The organism is Sphingomonas sp. Leaf20, assembly GCF_001421535.1.
Lineage (GTDB): Bacteria > Pseudomonadota > Alphaproteobacteria > Sphingomonadales > Sphingomonadaceae > Sphingomonas.
On record NZ_LMKN01000008.1, the window covers coordinates 193230 to 211453 of the forward strand.

General features: G+C 67.3%; 14 protein-coding genes. 6 read left to right on the forward strand and 8 right to left on the reverse strand.

From position 1 onward, the window contains the following. Positions 1 to 33: 33 nt before the first annotated feature. Positions 34 to 2304 carry a glycosyltransferase family 4 protein gene (locus ASE72_RS09185; protein ID WP_056019961.1) on the reverse strand — a complete coding sequence of 757 codons (2271 nt, stop codon included), beginning with the start codon at positions 2302 to 2304 and terminating at the stop codon, positions 34 to 36. A gap of 172 nt (positions 2305 to 2476) precedes the next feature. Next, positions 2477 to 2935 (reverse strand): preQ(1) synthase, encoded by a 459-nt coding sequence (queF, locus tag ASE72_RS09190; RefSeq protein ID WP_037527914.1) that lies wholly within the window; start codon positions 2933 to 2935, stop codon positions 2477 to 2479. A gap of 20 nt (positions 2936 to 2955) precedes the next feature. Here queF and ASE72_RS09195 point away from each other — a divergent pair, with 20 nt between their 5' ends. Together ASE72_RS09195 and ASE72_RS09200 are read left to right on the forward strand one after the other, a co-directional pair. Further along, a complete protein-coding gene (locus ASE72_RS09195) occupies positions 2956 to 4503 on the forward strand; it encodes a cryptochrome/photolyase family protein (RefSeq protein WP_056019964.1) in 1548 nt (515 codons plus the stop codon). A 186-nt stretch (positions 4504 to 4689) separates the two neighbouring features. Then, the gene (locus ASE72_RS09200; protein ID WP_056019967.1) at positions 4690 to 5850 is read left to right on the forward strand and encodes an alpha-hydroxy-acid oxidizing protein; all 1161 of its coding nucleotides are present in this window, start codon (positions 4690 to 4692) and stop codon (positions 5848 to 5850) included. On the opposite strand, the gene ASE72_RS09205 is transcribed toward ASE72_RS09200, so the two are convergent. Then, positions 5847 to 6347 carry a DNA-deoxyinosine glycosylase gene (locus ASE72_RS09205; RefSeq protein ID WP_082446002.1) on the reverse strand — a complete coding sequence of 167 codons (501 nt, stop codon included), beginning with the start codon at positions 6345 to 6347 and terminating at the stop codon, positions 5847 to 5849. The two genes, ASE72_RS09200 and ASE72_RS09205, sit on opposite strands and share 4 nt — an antisense overlap. Positions 6348 to 6404: 57 nt before the next feature. Here ASE72_RS09205 and ASE72_RS09210 point away from each other — a divergent pair, with 57 nt between their 5' ends. Next, positions 6405 to 8456, forward strand: a complete 2052-nt coding sequence (locus ASE72_RS09210) for a S9 family peptidase (RefSeq protein ID WP_056022044.1) — start codon at positions 6405 to 6407, stop codon at positions 8454 to 8456. A gap of 138 nt (positions 8457 to 8594) precedes the next feature. Here ASE72_RS09210 and ASE72_RS09215 read toward each other — a convergent pair whose 3' ends face one another. Continuing rightward, entirely contained in the window at positions 8595 to 9530 is a 936-nt protein-coding gene (locus tag ASE72_RS09215) for a DUF808 domain-containing protein (RefSeq protein ID WP_056019972.1), read from the reverse strand. Positions 9531 to 9680: 150 nt separating this feature from the next. On the opposite strand from ASE72_RS09215, the gene ASE72_RS09220 reads away from it, so the two are divergent. The 3 genes from ASE72_RS09220 (at position 9681) to ASE72_RS09230 (ending at position 13916) form a co-directional block, all read left to right on the forward strand. Then, positions 9681 to 10691, forward strand: a complete 1011-nt coding sequence (locus ASE72_RS09220) for an adenosine deaminase (RefSeq protein WP_056022047.1) — start codon at positions 9681 to 9683, stop codon at positions 10689 to 10691. Further along, positions 10691 to 11692: a bile acid:sodium symporter family protein gene (locus ASE72_RS09225; protein ID WP_443024771.1), complete on the forward strand. Its 1002-nt coding sequence runs from the start codon at positions 10691 to 10693 to the stop codon at positions 11690 to 11692. The genes ASE72_RS09220 and ASE72_RS09225 overlap by 1 nt, the downstream gene beginning before the upstream one ends. 82 nt (positions 11693 to 11774) lie before the next feature. After that, positions 11775 to 13916, forward strand: coding sequence for a histidine kinase dimerization/phosphoacceptor domain -containing protein (locus tag ASE72_RS09230; protein ID WP_056019976.1), 2142 nt, complete (start codon positions 11775 to 11777; stop codon positions 13914 to 13916). Between the two features lie 34 nt (positions 13917 to 13950). Here the strand turns inward: ASE72_RS09230 and ASE72_RS09235 are convergent, their stop codons facing one another. From ASE72_RS09235 to ASE72_RS09250, 4 genes are all read right to left on the reverse strand, one after another. Next, positions 13951 to 15285 carry a protoporphyrinogen/coproporphyrinogen oxidase gene (locus tag ASE72_RS09235; protein ID WP_056019979.1) on the reverse strand — a complete coding sequence of 445 codons (1335 nt, stop codon included), beginning with the start codon at positions 15283 to 15285 and terminating at the stop codon, positions 13951 to 13953. A 157-nt stretch (positions 15286 to 15442) separates the two neighbouring features. Further along, entirely contained in the window at positions 15443 to 15967 is a 525-nt protein-coding gene (locus ASE72_RS09240; RefSeq protein WP_056019981.1) for a biliverdin-producing heme oxygenase, read from the reverse strand. Continuing rightward, entirely contained in the window at positions 15961 to 16158 is a 198-nt protein-coding gene (locus tag ASE72_RS09245) for a YbdD/YjiX family protein (RefSeq protein ID WP_056019985.1), read from the reverse strand. Before ASE72_RS09245 ends, ASE72_RS09240 begins: the two co-directional genes overlap by 7 nt. Continuing rightward, entirely contained in the window at positions 16155 to 18209 is a 2055-nt protein-coding gene (locus tag ASE72_RS09250; protein WP_056019988.1) for a carbon starvation CstA family protein, read from the reverse strand. The genes ASE72_RS09245 and ASE72_RS09250 overlap by 4 nt, the downstream gene beginning before the upstream one ends. Positions 18210 to 18224: the final 15 nt, after the last annotated feature.

Here is an 18224-nt window from a genome sequence, read left to right on the forward strand (position 1 = left end):
CGTTCCGACCTAGGGACGTCGACGCTAGCGAGGCTATGCGACGACGCGCGAGGTCCCTGCCACGCTTTGGACTGCGTTTGATACCCCCGAAATCGCACAATTGGCCAATTGAAGCGCCAAAATCGACTCCGCGCCCTGATTCCGGTTCAATCCGGTCGGCATCAAACCATCGAAACACCCGCCATCGGCGACGCTCGCAAGCGGCAGATTGAGGTCGTTGCCGCCGAGGAACCAGCGATAGGCACGCTCGGCCTCGTCGCGCCAGCGCTGGTCGCCGGTCGCCTCATACGCCGCGGTGCACGCGTCGACCGTCGCCTGTGCCTCGAGCGGTTGCTGGTCGAACTGCAACGGATCCTCATAGGACCGGCCGAAGCTCTCGGTGCCGACCGCGCGGAAGCGGCCTTCGGGCGAGGTCTGCTTGGCGACGATCCAGTCGAGCGTCGCCAGACCGCAATCGATCAGGTCCTGACGCCCGAGCGCCTGACCCGCACGGATCAGCGCCTGCGGCAGGCGGGCATTGTCATAGGCGAGGACGATCTCGAACCACTGCCATTCCGGACGGCGCGCCTTTTCAAGCAGTGCCAGATGGATGTCCGGGAACTTTGCAAGGATCGACAGCGACAGTTGGTGCCCGGGACTCGCCTCGAGCATCGCGGCGGCACCGAGCATCGCGAACGCCTGCGCACGCAGGCTGCCGAGGTCGAGCGCGCATGATGCGGTCGAATCGTACATCGCGGTCGCCCAGTCACGATGCTTGGCAAGCTGCGCATCGCGCGCGGTGATACCCAGCGCCCACACGGTACGACCGTTCGAATCCTCGGACCCGACATCCTCGCACCAGCTGCGGTCGAAGCGCATGAAGTTGCGGAACCGGCGCTCGTCCGGGTTCCACGCATATTGCACGAACGACGCGTAGATCGTCGTCCACTTGTCGCGGAGGATCGGATCCATGTCGGGGATCGCACTCATCAACATCAGCGCGCGGCAATTGTCGTCGATGCAATAGCCGTGGCGACGATCGGGGATCGAATAGATCGAGTGCTGGAGCATCCCGGTCGAATCGCTCATCCGCTCGACCGCCGCGAAATCAGGCTTGAGCGGCTTCAACGGTGCCGATGGCTTGGCGAGGCGAAAAGGGCGTGCCGCGACCACCGCGCGGATCTCCGCCATCGACGTCTCGGCGAGCTGCGGCCAGATCATCGTACGACCGCGCGCATAGGCACGCTGCGACAGGCGAAGGCGATCGCGATCGCTCGAGAGCAGCGTGTCGATCTCACGCGCGAATGCAGCGACGTCGCCGAACGGAACGAGCACGCCGTGGCCGTCCGCGAGGATCTCTGTCGCATGGACATAGGGCGTCGAGATGACGGGCTTGCCGACACCGACTGCGTAGCTGAGCGTACCCGACGTGATCTGCGCGGGATTGGTGTAGGGCGTCACATAGATGTCCGCCGCCTGCAGATAGCCGAGCAGTTCGTCATGCTCGACGAACGCGTCGACGAAGGTGACGTTGTCGGCGACGCCACGCGCCTCGGCCAGCGCCTTGAGGCGATCGCGATAGGCCTCCCCCTGATGCGCGACGAGGTTCGGATGCGTCGCGCCGAGCACGACATAGAGCAGGTTTGGATGACGCTCGATGACCGCGGGCAATGCCTCGATCACCGTCTCGATCCCCTTGTTGGGCGCGAGCAGGCCGAAGGTCAGGACGACCTTGCGGCCTTCCCAGCCGAACTGCGACTTCAGCGAGTCGGGGTCGACGAGTTCGCGATCGGGAACGCCGTGCGGGATCATGACGATCTGGCGCGGGCTGGCGCCATAGACGCGCTGCAGGATGTCGCGACCGCGTTCGGCCATCACGATGACGCGTGCGGCGCGGCGCAGCAGGCCCTCCATCACGCGACGTTCGTCGGGATTGGGCTTTTCGAGGATGGTATGCAGCGCGACGACGACGGGCAGCGTCGTGCGATCGAGCAGCGCGAGCAGGTAATCACCCGCCGGCCCGCCATAGATGCCGTATTCATGCTGGACCCAGATCGCATCCGCGCCGCTGGCGTCGATCTTGCGTGCCGTCTCGAGATAGGCCGACAGGTCGGTCTCGGGGATCGTCCCCGACACTTCGGGGGGATAGGCGTACCGGCCGGGATGATCGTCCATCGCATAGACATCGACCGCGACGTCGGGAAAACGCGCGCGCATCGCGGTGAAGACGTCCGTCGTATAGGTCGCGATCCCGCACTGCCTCGGTAAAAAATTACCGATCAATGCCAGCCGCGTGATCTTGGTCCCGTCCGCCGGTAACGCCATACCCTGTCCCTTGTCTGTGCACGCATTTCGACCGAACCCGGTCGTGCGCACATCCCTAACACGCGACCGCACGCGAAAGTTGCAATCTTATTGCACTGCAACACAAACTTACGCGCTGATCGGGATCAATATCCGGGAATTACAAGGCGAGACGTTTCCGGTTGTCAGCCGCTCAGCCGCGGCCGCGGTACGGTGCGACGCCCTGATCGGGGAGCCAGAGATCGGCGGGGGGCGCCGAGGACTGCCAGAAGACGTCGATCGGGATCCCGCCGCGCGGATACCAATAGCCGCCGATCCGCAGCCAGACGGGCTTCATCTCGTCGAACAGCCGCTCGCCGATGCCGACGGTGCAATCCTCGTGGAACCCGGCATGGTTGCGGAAGCTGCCGAGGAACAGCTTGAGCGACTTGGATTCGACGATCGTCTCGCCGGGGACATAGTCGATCACGAGATGCGCGAAGTCGGGCTGACCGGTGACCGGGCAGAGCGACGTGAATTCGGGCACCGCGAACCGCACCAGATAGGTCCGGCCGACGCGCGGGTTGGGCACGTAATCGAGCACGGCCTCTTCGGGCGAGGCGGGGAGGGCGCTGTTCTGGCCCAGATATAACGGGTTTGTAGGAGCGGTCATGGTTCGCCATGTAGGATGCGATGCCCGCCAAGAAAACCACGCTCGTGCCGATCCTCGGCGACCAGCTTTCGCTGCAGATCGCGTCGCTCAACGGGGCCGACCCGGCGACGACGATCGTGCTGATGATGGAGGTCGCCGACGAGACGACCTATGTCCGCCACCATCGCCGCAAGATCGCCTATATCCTGTCGGCGATGCGGCATCACGCGCAGGCGCTGCGCGATGCCGGGTGGACCGTCGATTACGTCGCGCTCGACGATCCGGTGTCGACGGACAGCTTCACCGGCGAAGTCGCGCGCGCGATCGCGCGGCACGATCCAACGCGGATCGTCGTGACCGAGGCGGGCGAATGGCGCGTTGCAGCAATGCTCGACGCCTGGGAAACGCTGTTCGGGCTGCCCGTCGAGATCCGCGCCGACGACCGCTTCCTCGCCAGCCATGCCGAGTTCGAGGCGTGGGCCGAGGGGCGCAAGCAGTTGCGGATGGAGTATTTCTACCGCGAGATGCGCCGCCGCACCGGGCTGTTGATGGACGGCGAGAAGCCCGAGGGGGGCGAGTGGAATTACGATGCGGACAATCGCAAGCCCGCCAAGGCCGACCTGCTGATGCCGCGCCCGCTCTCCTTTGCCCCCGATGCGATCACGACCGCGGTGCTCGCCATGGTCACGGCGCGGTTCGGCGAGCATCCCGGCAGCCTCGACGACTTCGATTTCGCGACGACGCGCGAGGATGCGCTGAAGCAGCAGCGGCATTTCCTGACGCATGCGTTGCCGCGGTTCGGGGATTATCAGGACGCGATGCTGACCGGCCAGCCGTTCCTGTGGCACGCGGTGCTGTCGCCCTATATCAATTCGGGGCTGCTCGATCCGGTCGCGCTGTGCCGCGCGGTCGAGGCGGAATATGCCGCCGGGCGCGTGCCGCTCAACTGTGCGGAAGGGTTCATCCGCCAGATCATCGGCTGGCGCGAATATATGCGCGGCATCTACTGGCGCGAGGGGCCGGACTATGTCGAGCGCAACTTCCTCGATGCGACGCGCGATCTGCCGGGCTTCTACTGGACCGGCGAGACCGACATGCACTGCCTGTCGCAGGCGATCGGGCAGACACTCGATCATGCCTATGCGCATCATATCCAGCGGCTGATGGTGACGGGCAATTTCGCGCTGCTGATCGGTGCGGACCCCAAGCAGGTGCATGAATGGTATCTGGAGGTCTATGCCGACGCGTATGAATGGGTCGAGCTGCCCAATACGCTGGGGATGAGCCAGTTCGCCGATGGCGGGTTGCTGGGGTCGAAGCCCTATGCGGCGTCGGGGGCGTATATCAACCGCATGTCCGATTATTGCGGGCATTGCCGCTATGACGTGAAGCAGCGCGTCGGGGAGAATGCGTGTCCGTTCAACGCGCTGTACTGGGATTTCCTGGTGCGCAACGCGGACAAGCTCGACCGCAATCCGCGACTGGCGATGCCGTATCGCAACTGGGCGAAGATGAAGCCGGCGGACCGGGATGCGACGCTGGCGCAGGCGGCGGGGTTCCTCGCGCAGCTCGATGGGGAGGGGGAGTGAGGTCCTAGCGTCCGTCATCCTGACGAAAGTCAGGATCCAGGGTTACGGGCGTCGTGCTTTGCGGCTCTGGATCCTGACTTTCGTCAGGATGACGGGAGGGAGGGGTGGCGGTATAGGGTTGTGGACGGAGCTAGGGCTGGCGGTCGACCGGCCTCGCTTCGCGAGAGGCCTGGAAGGAACAGCGCGATGCCGCATTACGGCGATTATCAGAACGCGATCTACAACGCCGGCCTGAGCGGCGTCGTGCCGAAATTGCCCGTTGATTACGCGACGCTCGAACAGCGCGCGAGCGCGGCGATGCCGCCGTCGGTGCTGGGCTATGTCCAGGGCGGCTGCGGCGATGAGTTCACGCAACGCAACAACGCTGACGCATTCCGGCACTGGGGCATGACGCCGCGGATGATGGTCGATTGCAGCAGGCGCGACCTGTCGATCGAGCTGTTCGGGATGCGGCTGCCGAGCCCGGTGTTCATGGCGCCGGTCGGGGTGATCGGTATCTGCACGCAGGACGGGCACGGCGATCTCGCCGCCGCGCGCGCCTCGGCCGAGACGGGCGTGCCGCTGATGGCGTCGACGCTGTCGAACGATCCGCTCGAGCACGTGGCGGGGGCGCTGGGCGAGACGCCGGGGTTCTTCCAGCTCTACACGCCCAAGGACAAGGCGCTCGCCGAGAGCCTGGTCCGCCGCGCCGAGGCGGCGGGGTATAAGGGAATCGTCGTCACGCTCGACACCTGGGTGACGGGATGGCGGCCGCGCGACCTGAACGTCGCGAATTTCCCGCAGCTGCGCGGCGCGGTGCTGATGAATTATTTCTCGGACCCGGTCTTTCGCGCGATGCTCGCCAAGCCGCCCGAGGAGGATGGTGCGGCGGCGGTGCGGCAATGGGCGGGCGTGTTCGGCAAGGTGCTGACCTGGGACGACATGGCGTGGCTGCGCTCGCTGACCACGCTGCCGCTGATCCTGAAGGGCATCTGCCATCCCGACGATGCGCGCCGCGCGATCGATGCGGGAGCAGATGCGATCTATTGTTCGAACCATGGCGGGCGGCAGGCCAATGGCGGGATCGCGGCGATCGACATGCTGCCGGACGTGGTCGCCGCAGCGGGCGACGTGCCCGTGCTGTTCGATTCAGGGATCCGGTCGGGCAGCGACGTGGTGAAGGCGATCGCGCTTGGCGCGCGTGCGGTCGGCGTCGGGCGGCCCTATGCGTACGGCCTTGCGCTCGATGGCGCGGCCGGGGCGGCGCACGTGCTGCGGTGCCTGCTGGCGGAGGCGGATCTGCTGATGGCGGTCAATGGCTGGCCGACGATCGCCGATGTTCGCGCAGCGGGCGCGGTGCGGATCTAGCGCGGTACGGCGAGGAACGGCGCGAGCGCGTCCCAGGCGGGCTGCTTGGCGGCGCGGCCGATCGTGTGGAGCGGGCTGCTCGACGGCAGCGCGACGATCGCCGGGCCGAGCGTTCCGAGCCCCTGTCTCAGGCCGAGCTTCAACGCGGTGGCGCCATTGAACGCGATCGCGCGAAGGTCGGGCAGGCGCGCGACGAGGTCGGCGACCGCATTGTCCTGCGCATCGAGGATCGCGGCGTCGGTGCTGCCGACGCGGTGCGCCGACCCGATCACGTCCCACACCGCGACGCCCGCATCGCGCAACGCGACCAGCCGCTCGTCATAGGCCAGCGCGACGAGGTCGCGCGCGAGGACCCCCGACATCAGCGCCCAGAACTGGTTCTGCGGATGCGCGTAATAGCGGGCCTCGGCGAGCGACCGGTCGCCGGGCAGGCTGCCCAGGACGAGCAGCCGCGCATCGGCGGCGGCCACGGGCGGGAAGGAGGATTTGCGCGTCATCGTGCGCGACGACGTGGCGATTGCGTGCGATCGTGCAAGCATTCTATGCAGACGCGCATGAAGATCCTGCTGTCCGCAAGCCTCGCCGTGCTCGCTCTTGCAAGCGCCCCCGCCACCGCCCGCCAGCTGACCATCGACGATGTCGTCAAGCTGTCGCGCGTGTCCTCGCCCGCGGTGTCGAAGGACGGCCGCTGGCTGGTGTGGGAACAGCGCGAGACCGACCTTGCCGCCGATCGCGGCCGGTTCGACCTGTGGCGGCTCGACCTGACGCGCAAGGGTGCGAAACCCGAGCCGCTGATCGCCGAGGCCGACGTGAACGAGACCGGCGCGCAATTCTCTGCCGATGGCGCGACCGTCTATTACCAGTCGGACAAGGGCGGCAGCGACGCGGTCTGGTCGATCGGCATCGCCGGCGGCACGCCGCGCAAGCTGACGCGCTTCGACGGCGGTTTCGGCGGGTTCAAGGTCGCACCGACCGGCGACAAGCTGGTGGTGTGGGCCGACCGCAAGCCCGGCGCGCCGAGCCTTGCGCCCGCGATGGTCAAGAAGAACCCGAATGCCGGGGCAGGGCGGACCTATGACCAGCTGTTCGTGCGGCACTGGGACACATGGTCGAACGGCGACCGGTCGCAATTGTTCGTGCTGCCGCTGACCACCGAGGGCGCGCAGGGGGACGGCGTCGGGGTAACGCGCGGTCTGATCGGCGATGCGCCGTCAAAGCCGTTCGGTGGCGGCGAGGAAGTGTCGTGGAGCGCGGACGGCCGGACGCTGTATTTCGCACTGCGCGAGGCGGGGCGGATCGAGGCGATCTCGACCAATCTCGACATCTTCTCGGTCCCCGCGGACGGCTCCGCGGCACCGGTCAACCTGACCGCGGCGAACACCGGCATGGACAATCTGCCGACGGTGTCGCCCGATGGCCGCACGCTCGCCTGGTTCGCGATGGCGCGCGCCGGGTTCGAGGCGGATCGACAGGTGCTGATGACGCGCGATCTGGCGAGCGGTCAGGTGCGCGCGGTGACGCAGGCCTGGGACCGCTCGGTCGCGTCGATCGCGTGGAGCCCCGACAGCAAGCGCATCTACGTCACCGCCGATGACACGCAGGAGACGCCGGTGTTCGCGGTCGACCCTGCGACGGGCGCGGTGACGCGACTGACGCAGGAGGGGCATGTCGGCGCGGTCGTGCCGACGCCCAAGGGCGTGGTTGTCGCGATCAGCAGCCTGACCGCGCCCGACGATTTCTATGCGCTGGCGGTGAAGGGCAAGCGGATGCCGAAGCCCGAGCGGCTGACGTCGGTCAACGCGGCCAAGCTCGCGGGCATCGACATGCCGACCGTCACGCGGTTCAATTTCACGGGCGCGAACGACGACACCGTCTGGGGCTATGCGGTGAAGCCGTACGGCAGCACGGGGAAGGTCCCGGTCGCCTATATGGTGCATGGCGGGCCGCAGGGGTCGAGCAACAACAGCTGGTCCTATCGCTGGAACCCGGCGGTGTTCGCGGGTGCGGGCTACGGCTTGGTCGCGGTCGATTTCCACGGGTCGACGGGATACGGCCAGGCCTTCACCGACGCGATCAGCAACAATTGGGGCGGCTGGCCGCTCGAGGACCTGCAAAAGGGGCTGGCGGCGGCGACCGCGAAGTTCGGCTGGCTCGACGGCGATCGCGCCTGCGCGCTGGGTGCGTCGTACGGCGGCTATATGATGAACTGGATCGAGGGGAAGTGGCCCGACCGGTTCAAGTGCATCGTCCAGCATGACGGCGTCTTCGATGCGCGCGCGATGGCGTACGAGACCGAAGAGCTGTGGTTCGACGAGTGGGAGCATGGCGGCAAGACCTATTACGAGGATCCCGCCGCGTTCGAGAAATGGAACCCGGTCAATTTCGTCGCCAACTGGAAGACGCCGATGCTGGTGATCACCGGCGAGAAGGATTTCCGGATCCCGTATACGCAGGGTCTGGCGAGCTTCACCGCGTTGCAGCGGCGGGGGATTCCGTCGCGGTTGCTGGTGAACCCGAACGAGAATCACTGGGTGCTGAAGCCGAAGAACAGCCTGCAATGGTATGGCGAGGTGATCGGCTGGATGGACAAGTGGACCGCGAAATAGGGGGGCTTTCGCGGGCTGTTCCCCCACCGCCGTCATCCTGACGAAAGTCAGGATCCAGGGTAACGGACGCTGACGTTCCTGGCTCTGGATCCTGACTTTCGTCAGGATGACGAAGGAGCCGCGCTGCCGCGGGGCCGCTCAGTGTGCCTTGGGCTTCTTTACCGCGTGGAGGCCGAGTGCGATCGCGCCGCCGAGGATCAGGCCGACGACGCCCGACAGCGCCGCATTGACCACCCAGTTCACCACGCCCTTGGCGACCGGCACTGCGGCGGCGGCGCCCGCGGCGGCGTCGTGGATGAAGTGCGGGATCGTCGTCAGCCCGAAATCCTCGATCCCGTGGACGATGATCTGCCCGCCGACCCAGACCATCGCCGCGGTGCCGACGACCGACAGCACCGACATGACGACCGGCATGCCCTTGACCAGCCCGCGGCCGATCGACTGCACGACCGCGCTGTTCCGCTCGGCGAGATGCAGGCCGATATCGTCCATCTTCACGATCAGCGCGACGACGCCGTAGACGAGGATCGTGATCGCGACGCCGACCAGTGCGAGGACGATCGCCTGTTCCCAGATCGGTTCGGCGGCGACGTCGGACAGCGCGATCACCATGATCTCGGCCGACAGGATGAAGTCGGTGCGGATCGCGCCCGAGACCTTTTGCTCCTCCAGCGCCTTCGCGTCGGTCGGCGCGGTCTCCTCGGCCTCGGTATGCCCGCCGCCGAACGCCTCGAGGATCTTCTCCGCGCCCTCGAAGCACAGATAGGTGCCGCCGATCATGAGCAGCGGGGTCAGCGCCCAGGGCGCGAACGCGCTGAGCGCGAGCGCTGCGGGGAGGATGAAGAGCAGCTTGTTGCGGAACGAGCCGAGCGCGATCTTGCCGATCATCGGCAATTCGCGCTTGGGCGAGAACCCGACCATGTAGCGCGGCGTGACCGCGGCATCGTCGACCACCACGCCGATCGCCTTGCTGCCCGCCTTGCCGGTCGCGGCACCGATATCGTCGAGACTCGCCGCGGCGAGCTTGGTGATCCCGGCAATGTCGTCAAGCAGTGCGACCAGTCCTGTGGGCATCGATGGAGTCCTTCGCGTGATCGGTATGAGGCGACAATAGCCGGTCCGCGGTACCGTGACAGAGATGTCATGCAACGGGTTTCGACCTTGCGCAAAGTGCGCGACGCGCGGAATGGTTGCGCGGTGACGCACATCGCGACGGGATCGAGCATGACCGACGACTTCATCACCAACCTGCCCAAGGCCGAACTGCACCTGCATATCGAGGGCAGCCTCGAGCCCGAGCTGATGTTCGCGCTCGCCGAACGCAACAAGGTCGCGATCCCGTTCAAGAGCGTCGAGGACGTGCGTGCGGCCTACAGCTTCACCAACCTCCAGACGTTCCTCGACATCTATTATGCGGGCGCGGCGGTGCTGCAGACCGAGGAGGATTTCCACGATCTGGCGCTCGCCTATTTCGACCGGGTCGCGCAGGACGGCGTCGTCCATGCCGAGATCTTCTTCGATCCGCAGACTCACACGCATCGCGGCATCCCGTTCGACGTCGTCGCCAACGGCCTGTTCGCGGGGATCGATGCGGCGCGCGCGAAGCACGGGATGAGCGTCGGGCTGATCATGAGCTATCTGCGGCATCTCGACGAGGAGGATGCCTTCAGGACATTCGAACAGGCCGAGCCCTGGCTCGACCAGTTGATCGGCGTCGGGCTCGATTCGTCCGAGATGGGGCATCCGCCGTCGAAGTTCGCGCGCGTGTTCGAAGCGTCGGCGGACGCCGGGCTGCTGCTGTGCGCGCATGCGGGCGAGGAGGGCCCGCCCGCCTATATCCACGAGGCGCTCGACATCCTGCGTGTCGACCGGATCGATCACGGCAACCGTGCGCTCGAGGATCCGGTGCTGGTCGCGCGGCTCGCGCGCGAGGCGATGACGCTGACCGTGTGCCCGCTGTCGAACGTCGCGCTGCGCAACGTCGACCGGATCGAGGATCACCCGATCGACCGGATGCTCGATCTCGGGCTGCGCGCGACGATCCATTCGGACGATCCGGCCTATTTCGGCGGGTATATCGGCGAGAATTACCGGCAGACCGCGCGCGCGCGCAACCTGTCGCGCGGGCAGGTCGTGACGCTGGCACGCAACAGCTTTCTCGGCAGCTTCCTCGATGACGAGGCGATCGCCGGGCATCTGGCGACGCTCGAGGCCTATGTGACGGCCAATCCGTGATCCGGCGCTTTCTATCGATCTTCGAGCCGTTCATCCTGATGCTGCTCGGTACCGTCGTGCTCGCGAGCCTGGTGCCGGCGCGGGGACAGGCGGCGACGATCGTCGGCTATGTCGCCGATGTCGCGATCTTCCTGCTGTTCTTCCTCCACGGCGCGAAACTGTCGCGCGCGGCGATCTGGGACGGGCTGCGCAACTGGCCGCTCCACCTCGCGGTGCTGGGGGTGACGTTCATCGCCTTTCCCGCGCTCGGGCTCGGGCTGACCGCGCTGCCGTTCGTCGACGAGCGGATGGCGACGGGATTGTTGTTCCTGACGCTGCTGCCCTCGACGGTCCAGTCGTCGATCGCCTTTACCGCGATCGCGCGCGGCAACGTCGCCGCCGCGGTCTGCAGCGCATCCTTCTCCAACCTGCTCGGCATCGTGATCACCCCCGCGCTGGTCGCGTTGCTGATGCAGAATGCGGGGAATGCCGGGGGCATGTCGATCGAGAGCATCGAGGCGATCGTGCTCCAGCTGCTGGTGCCGTTCCTCGCCGGGCACCTGCTGCGGCCATGGATCGGCGCATGGGTCACGCGGCGCAAGGGGATGCTGACGGTCGTCGACCGCGGGTCGATCCTGCTCGTCGTCTATGGCGCGTTCGGCGCGGCGGTGGTCGAGGGCCTGTGGAGCCGGGTGTCGGTCGGCGACCTGATGCTGATCGGGCTGTTGAGCTGTGCGCTGCTGGTGATCGTGCTGGCGCTGACGCTGACGATGGCACGCGTGATGCGGCTGCCGCGCGAGGATGCGATCGTGCTGCTGTTCTGCGGGTCGAAGAAGAGCCTGGCGTCGGGCGTGCCGATGGCGGGCGTGCTGTTCCCCGCGGCGCAGGTCGGCGTGATCCTGTTGCCGCTGATGCTGTTCCACCAGATCCAGCTCGTCGCATGTGCGATCATCGCGCGGCGTTACGCCGATGCGGCGGACCGCACCGCGCAGACGGCGGACCGGGACGCCGTGCGCGCCTGACGCGCGGCTGCGGTCCGCGTGGCCGCGGCGCGCGGCGCGAATTTGCTTTTCGCGCCTCGGGGCGACATGATCGGGCGAGTAAATGAGTACCGCCTTCATGACCGATACCGCGATAGACCTGACGGACTGCGACCGCGAGCCCATCCATATCCCGGGCGCCATCCAGCCGCACGGGTTGCTGCTCGTCGCCGATGCCGCAACGCTGCAGATCGTGGCTGGCGCAGGCGACATCGAGGGACGGCTGACTAGGGACTGGCTGGGCGCGGACCTCGTCAGCGTGATCGGGCAGGACATCCGCCAGCTGCTCGCCGAACTGCCGGGGCGCGGCAGCATGACCGGGGCGGCGGTGGGTGCGCTGGTGCTGGGAACTGCCGAGCGGTTCCACATGGTGCTGCACGGCGGCGATGATCATGTGCTGGTCGAACTGGAGCCGGCGGCGCACGCGCCCGCGAGTGCGGCGACCGTGCTCGGCTGGCTCGATTCGATGGCAGGCGCGTTCGAACGCGCGGGCAATCTCCAGGCGCTGTGCGAACAGGCGGCGACAGCGTTCCGGACGCTGACCGGGTTCGACCGCGTGATGGTGTATCGCTTTCTCGACGACGAGTCCGGACGCGTGATCGCCGAGGAGCGCGACCCCGCGCTGCACAGTTTTCTCCATCATCATTTCCCCGCGACCGATATCCCGAAGCAGGCGCGCGCGCTGTATATCCGCAACCGGACGCGCGCGATCCCGCATGCGGTCTACGCGCCGGCGGTGCTGCGCCCGGCGGGCTTCGAGGCGCTCGACCTCAGCGACGTCGCGCTGCGCAGCGTGTCGCCGATCCATCTGCGCTATCTGACCAACATGGGCGTCGCCGCGTCGGCGTCGATCTCGATCGTCAAGGACGGGCTGTTGTGGGGCATGATCGCCTGTCACAACATGACGCCGCGCGGGATGGCACCCGATGTCCGTGCGACGGCGAGCACGCTGGCGAGCAGCCTCGCGCGGCAGATCCGTGCCAAGGAGGAAGCCGAGGGCTATCGCGAACGGCTGCGGCTCCGGTCGGCCGAGGATGCGGTCGTGCTGAAGATGACGTCGGAGGGTCGCACGGCGCAGACCGTCGCCGTGGTCCGCGACGACCTGTGCCGGATGCTGGGCGGGGACGGATTCGCGTTTGTCCAGGACCTGCGCGTCGATTCGACGGGGAGCTGCCCGAGCGATGCGGACGTGCTCGATCTCGTCGAGTGGGTCAGCCGCCGCGGTCCCGGCGACCCCGTCGCCACGCATCAGCTGTCGACGCTGTATCCCCCCGCCGAACGCTATCGTGCGATGGCGAGCGGCGTGCTGGCGATGCCGCTGATCGACGAGGGCGCGACGCTGCTGTGGTTCCGCGCCGAGCGCGTGACCAAGATCGAATGGGCAGGCAATCCGCACAAGGCGGTCTCGCATGATCCGCACGCGCAGCTGACCCCGCGCACGTCGTTCGCCTCGTGGACCGAGCAGGTGCGCGGCCAGTCGCGGCGCTGGTCGCTGGAAGAGGTCGAGGCGGCGTATCGCCTGCGCCGGACCTTCCACGACGCGTATTCGAGCCACCGGATGCGCATGCTCAACCGTGACCTGCAACGAACGCTGGCGGAGAAGGACCGGCTGATCGAGCAGAAGGACGTCCTGATGAAGGAGGTCAATCACCGCGTGCAGAACAGCCTGCAGATGGTGTCCGCGTTCCTCGCGCTGCAATCGAAGACCGCGGGCGACGCCAATGTCACCGCGCACCTCGCCGAGGCGCAGGCGCGGTTGTCGGCGGTGGCGCTGGTCCATCGTCGGCTATACCATGACGACCAGGTCCAGTCGGTCGATCTGGCGCGCTATCTCGAGGAGCTCGCGATCGACATGCAGGGGACGCTCGGCCAGGACTGGGCGGCGCAGATGCGGCTCGACCTCGCGCCCGTGCTGATGCCCACCGACCGTGCGGTCAATGTCGGGCTCATCCTGACCGAGCTCGTCATCAACGCGAGCAAATACGCCTATGGCGGTGCGCCCGGCCCGATCCTGATCGCGCTCGAACAGCATCGCAACAAGATCCGCCTGATCGTCGCCGACCGCGGCGGCGGCAAGACGGGCACGCGCGTCGGGTTCGGCAGCCGGATGATGAACGCCGTCGTCGCGCGCCTGTCGGGAACGATCGAGCCGAGCGACAACATGCCCGGGCTGCGCGTGATCATGACCGCGCCGATCGAGGACTGAGCCGGGGCCGTTGGCGGCGGGGCGCGAGGGCGCGCTATGGGGCGACGGGCGTGCTGCCGGCAGGGTCGGCGCCGGCGATCGCCGCGGCGAAATGCCGCGCCTCCTTTGCGGCGGCGGAGCTCGTCGGGAGATAGTCGAAGCGTCCCTGCCGCCCGATAAGGTCGACGCCCCGGGCCTCGATCTCCTCGATCAACCGGCGGGATTCGTCCGACGAACCGCGTCGGTAGATCGGGTAGGCGCCCGGGGTCACGTCATGCCCGACCAGCAGCGCGTCGCCATCGAGCAGACGCGACCGGCGCATGTGCACGGCGAAATCCTCGAACGCGGCCTGTGCATCGGCGTCCCCCGACGTGAGCGGGACCTCGACGCCGAGATAGTCATAGCCATCGACCTGACCATAGACGCGCGAATGGACCGTCAGCCGCTTCCATGCGCCGTCGTTGGAGAAATTGCAGAGGATCCCGCTGGCGAAGCCCAGCTCGCCCTTGAAGCTGACGTACAGCGTCAGCAGCGTGACCGACTGCAGCGTCGGCGAGGGTGCGACACCGCAAAGTCCGGCGGTGAGGTTGAGCGGCAATGTCGACACGACCCGATCCGCGGTCAGCGTATCGCCACTGGTATGGACCGCCATCGCGCCAATGCTCCCGTCGATCGCGGCGAGCGCGACATCGAAGCGGACGTCGACGCCCGCATCGCGCAACTGTGCGATCGCGGTGGCGAAAAGGCCTTCGAAGCCCGCGCGGGGGCGCACGACCGGACGCGCTGCGGGCCGTGACGCCGCGCGCCGCTTGGGCACGAGGCGGTCGGTCAGGCTCGAGATCCGGGCCGATCGCGCGATCCACGCCATGCGCTTTTCAGCAAATGCGTAATCGATGTCGTCCGCGGCGATCCCGAACATCCGGGTGATGTAGTTCGACAGCCCGGTGCGGACGAACAGCCGGCGACCGAGATAATAGCGTGCGAACGAGCCCGCGCTGACGGGCCTGTGCGAGACGATGCGCGCGTAGAGGAGCGATGCCAGATCGAGCAGCATCGCGGTGATCGGCTGTCGCAGCACGTCGTCGCGGATCGAGATCGGATAGGCGTGGATGCGTCCGGTCGGGGTGATCCGCGTCGCTGCGATCGCGACCGGCTGGCAGGTGCGCCCAGCCTCCGGAAACAGGCGGAAGAACGCGCCGTCGTCGAAAAAGATGAAGCTGCCGATGTCGAAGGTGAAATCGCCGATCGTGCGGGATCGCTGGTTTCCGCCCGCCATCGCGGCGGGTTCGAGCAGCGTGACCCGCCAGCCCTGATCGGCGAGCACCTTCGCCGCGACGAGGCCGCTGATCCCCGCGCCCAGTATGACGACCGTTTTACCGGTTTGGTGCATGATCTTCGGTTCCGTGATGGGCGGGTCGAAGGTTGCACCGAAATGAACGGCTGTCGATAGCCGGGGCGGATACTGATCCGGGTCGGAGCCAAAACTTCCGTCAGACTATGACTATCTATACAATGTTAAGCGATCTACTGTACATGGCGAGGCGAAGTCATGCCGCGCGGCGGTAGAGGTCGAAGGTGGCCCGGGCGCCTGCGATCGCCTCGTCGATCCAGCGGTCGGTGCCGGCGCGCGTGGCGGCGTCGTCGAGCGCCGCGAGCAACGTGCGCCATTCGCCCGAACGATGCCGCGCACCGAGATAGGCGGCGGGCAGATCGGCGGGGACCGATCGGGCAAGCATGATCCCGCCGAGCCGCGATCCCTCGACCACGTACAGCGCACCCCAGCCGGCGGCCTCGCCCTCGGGCAGCACGAAGCGCAGCGGTGGCGGCGCGGGCTCGCCGAGCGCGGCAAGATCGTCGGCGAGGAGCGGCGCCCGCCGGCGAAAGTCGGGCAGGCCGGGTCGTGCGGCCAGCGCGGCTTCGGCGGCGGGCAGCGCGCGGGCATGGGCGCGCAGGAAGACCGCGTAACGGGTCCGGTCGGCGAGATCGAACGCGCCATAGGCCGCATCGACGCGGTCATGATCGGGCGCGGTCGCGGCGCGAATCGCGGCGACGGCGGTACGCGCCTCTAGCAACAGCGACCGCCGCCCTTGCCGCCGTAGCGCGCCTGTTCGCGGTCGCGGAAGAACGCCGCGGCATCCATTGGCGGGTGCCCCTCATGATGCTGCGCCATATGCTCGAGATAGGCGGTATAGGAGGGCTGGCCGACCATCATCAGCGCGGTTTCGCGCGCGCGGGCGAGGACGGTGCGGAAGGACCGTGTCATTCCGCGGGGACCATCGCGGGCGGGATCTCGCTGACGGTCGGATGATCGACCTTGAGCGCGGCGCGGCAGGTGCGGATGCCGAACGCGAGGATCGAGACGACGACGCCGAGGAACAGCGCGATCAGCGCGGCGTCGATCCGGTCGTTGAAGATGATCCGCTGCATCTCCGCCATCGTCTTGGCGGGGGCGAGGATCTCACCGCGCGCCGCTGCGTCTGCGAACTTGGAGGCATGCGCGAGGAAGCCGACCTTCGGATCGCTCGAGAACAGCTTCAGCAGCCCGGCGGTGATCGTGCACAGGCACAGCCACGCGGCGGGCAGGATCGTGACCCAGGCATAACGCTGGCGCTTCATGCGGAACAGCACGACCGTGGCGAGGATCAGCGCGACCGCGGCGAGCATCTGGTTCGAGATGCCGAACAGCGGCCACAGCGTGTTCACGCCGCCGAGCGGATCGGTGACGCCCTGGTAGAGGAAGAAGCCCCAAGCCGTGACGCATAGCGCGGTCGCGACGATGCCCGGGCCGATCGCCGAGGCATTGCGGAACGACGGCACCACGAGCCCGATCAGGTCCTGCAGCATGAAGCGCCCGGCGCGCGTGCCGGCATCGACCGCGGTCAGGATGAACAGCGCCTCGAACAGGATCGCGAAGTGATACCAGAACGCCTTCATCGCCTGACCACCGATCAGGTTGCTGAATATTTCCGCCATCGCGACCGCGAGCGTCGGCGCGCCGCCGGTGCGGCTGATGATCGTCGTCTCGCCGACGTCGCGCGCGGCCTGCGCCAGCGCCTCGGGGGTGATCGCGAAGCCCATGTTGGTGACCGCGGCGGCCGCCGACGCGGCGTCGGTGCCGAGCACCGCGGCGGGGCTGTTCATCGCGAAATAGATGCCGGGATCGAGGATCGTCGCGCCGACCAGCGCCATGATCGCGACGAAGCTTTCCATCAACATCGCGCCATAGCCGATAAAGGGCGCGTCACCCTCGCTGGCGATCAGCTTGGGTGTGGTGCCGCTGGCGATCAGCGCGTGGAAGCCCGACACCGCGCCGCACGCGATCGTGATGAACAGGAACGGGAACAGCCCGCCCGACCAGACCGGGCCGCTGCCGTCGATGAACTTGGTGAGCGCGGGCATGCGCAGCGGCGGTGCGACGACCGCGATACCGATCGCCAGCGCGACGATCGCGCCGATCTTAAGGAAGGTCGAGAGGTAATCGCGCGGGGCGAGCAGCAGCCAGACCGGCAGCACCGACGCGACCGCGCCGTATCCGACCATCAGGATGCACAGCTGCACCGGGGTCAGCGTGAAGAACGGACCCCAGATCGCGGATTCGGCGACCTGGCCACCATAGACGATCGCGAGCAGCAGCCCGATGACGCCGAGGATCGAGACCTCGCCGATGCGGCCCGGACGGATCCAGCGCGTGTAGATCCCCATCGCGAAGGCGAGCGGGATCGTCGCCGCGACGGTGAACAGTCCCCAGGGGCTGCCCGCGAGCGCGCGGACGACGATCAGTGCGAGCACCGCGAGAATGATGACCATGATCGCAAAGGCACCGATCAGCGCGATCGTGCCCGCCACCGCACCCATTTCCATGCGGATCAATTCGCCGAGCGATCGCCCGTCGCGGCGCATCGAGATGAAGAGGATCATGAAGTCCTGCACCGCGCCCGCCAGCACGACGCCGGCGAGGATCCAGAGCGTGCCGGGGAGATAGCCCATCTGCGCGGCGAGCACGGGACCGACGAGCGGTCCGGCACCGGCGATCGCGGCGAAATGGTGGCCGAACAGGACGTTGCGGTCGGTCGCGACATAGTCGAGCCCGTCCGCGCGGCGGATCGCCGGGGTCGGACGCGTGGCGTCGAGCCGCATGACGTTACGCGCGATGTAGCGGGCGTAGAAGCGATAGGCGATCAGGTTGACCGAGACCGACGCGGCGACGATCCACAGCGCGTTGACCTGCTCGCCGCGCTGGAACGCCACCACCGCGAGCGCGCACGCCCCCAGCAGGCTCATCGCGCCCCAGCCGATCTTTTCCCGTAGCGTCATGCGGTTGCTCCCCCG

Bases quoted from the DNA above. Each gene is read 5' to 3' on its own strand.
- ASE72_RS09185 (WP_056019961.1), bottom strand. From the start codon at position 2,304: ATGGCGTTACCGGCGGACGGGACCAAGATCACGCGGCTGGCATTGATC.
- queF (WP_037527914.1), bottom strand. From the start codon at position 2,935: ATGACCGCTCCTACAAACCCGTTATATCTGGGCCAGAACAGCGCCCTC.
- ASE72_RS09195 (WP_056019964.1), top strand. From the start codon at position 2,956: ATGCCCGCCAAGAAAACCACGCTCGTGCCGATCCTCGGCGACCAGCTT.
- ASE72_RS09200 (WP_056019967.1), top strand. From the start codon at position 4,690: ATGCCGCATTACGGCGATTATCAGAACGCGATCTACAACGCCGGCCTG.
- ASE72_RS09205 (WP_082446002.1), bottom strand. From the start codon at position 6,347: ATGACGCGCAAATCCTCCTTCCCGCCCGTGGCCGCCGCCGATGCGCGG.
- ASE72_RS09210 (WP_056022044.1), top strand. From the start codon at position 6,405: ATGAAGATCCTGCTGTCCGCAAGCCTCGCCGTGCTCGCTCTTGCAAGC.
- ASE72_RS09215 (WP_056019972.1), bottom strand. From the start codon at position 9,530: ATGCCCACAGGACTGGTCGCACTGCTTGACGACATTGCCGGGATCACC.
- ASE72_RS09220 (WP_056022047.1), top strand. From the start codon at position 9,681: ATGACCGACGACTTCATCACCAACCTGCCCAAGGCCGAACTGCACCTG.
- ASE72_RS09230 (WP_056019976.1), top strand. From the start codon at position 11,775: ATGAGTACCGCCTTCATGACCGATACCGCGATAGACCTGACGGACTGC.
- ASE72_RS09235 (WP_056019979.1), bottom strand. From the start codon at position 15,285: ATGCACCAAACCGGTAAAACGGTCGTCATACTGGGCGCGGGGATCAGC.
- ASE72_RS09245 (WP_056019985.1), bottom strand. From the start codon at position 16,158: ATGACACGGTCCTTCCGCACCGTCCTCGCCCGCGCGCGCGAAACCGCG.
- ASE72_RS09250 (WP_056019988.1), bottom strand. From the start codon at position 18,209: ATGACGCTACGGGAAAAGATCGGCTGGGGCGCGATGAGCCTGCTGGGG.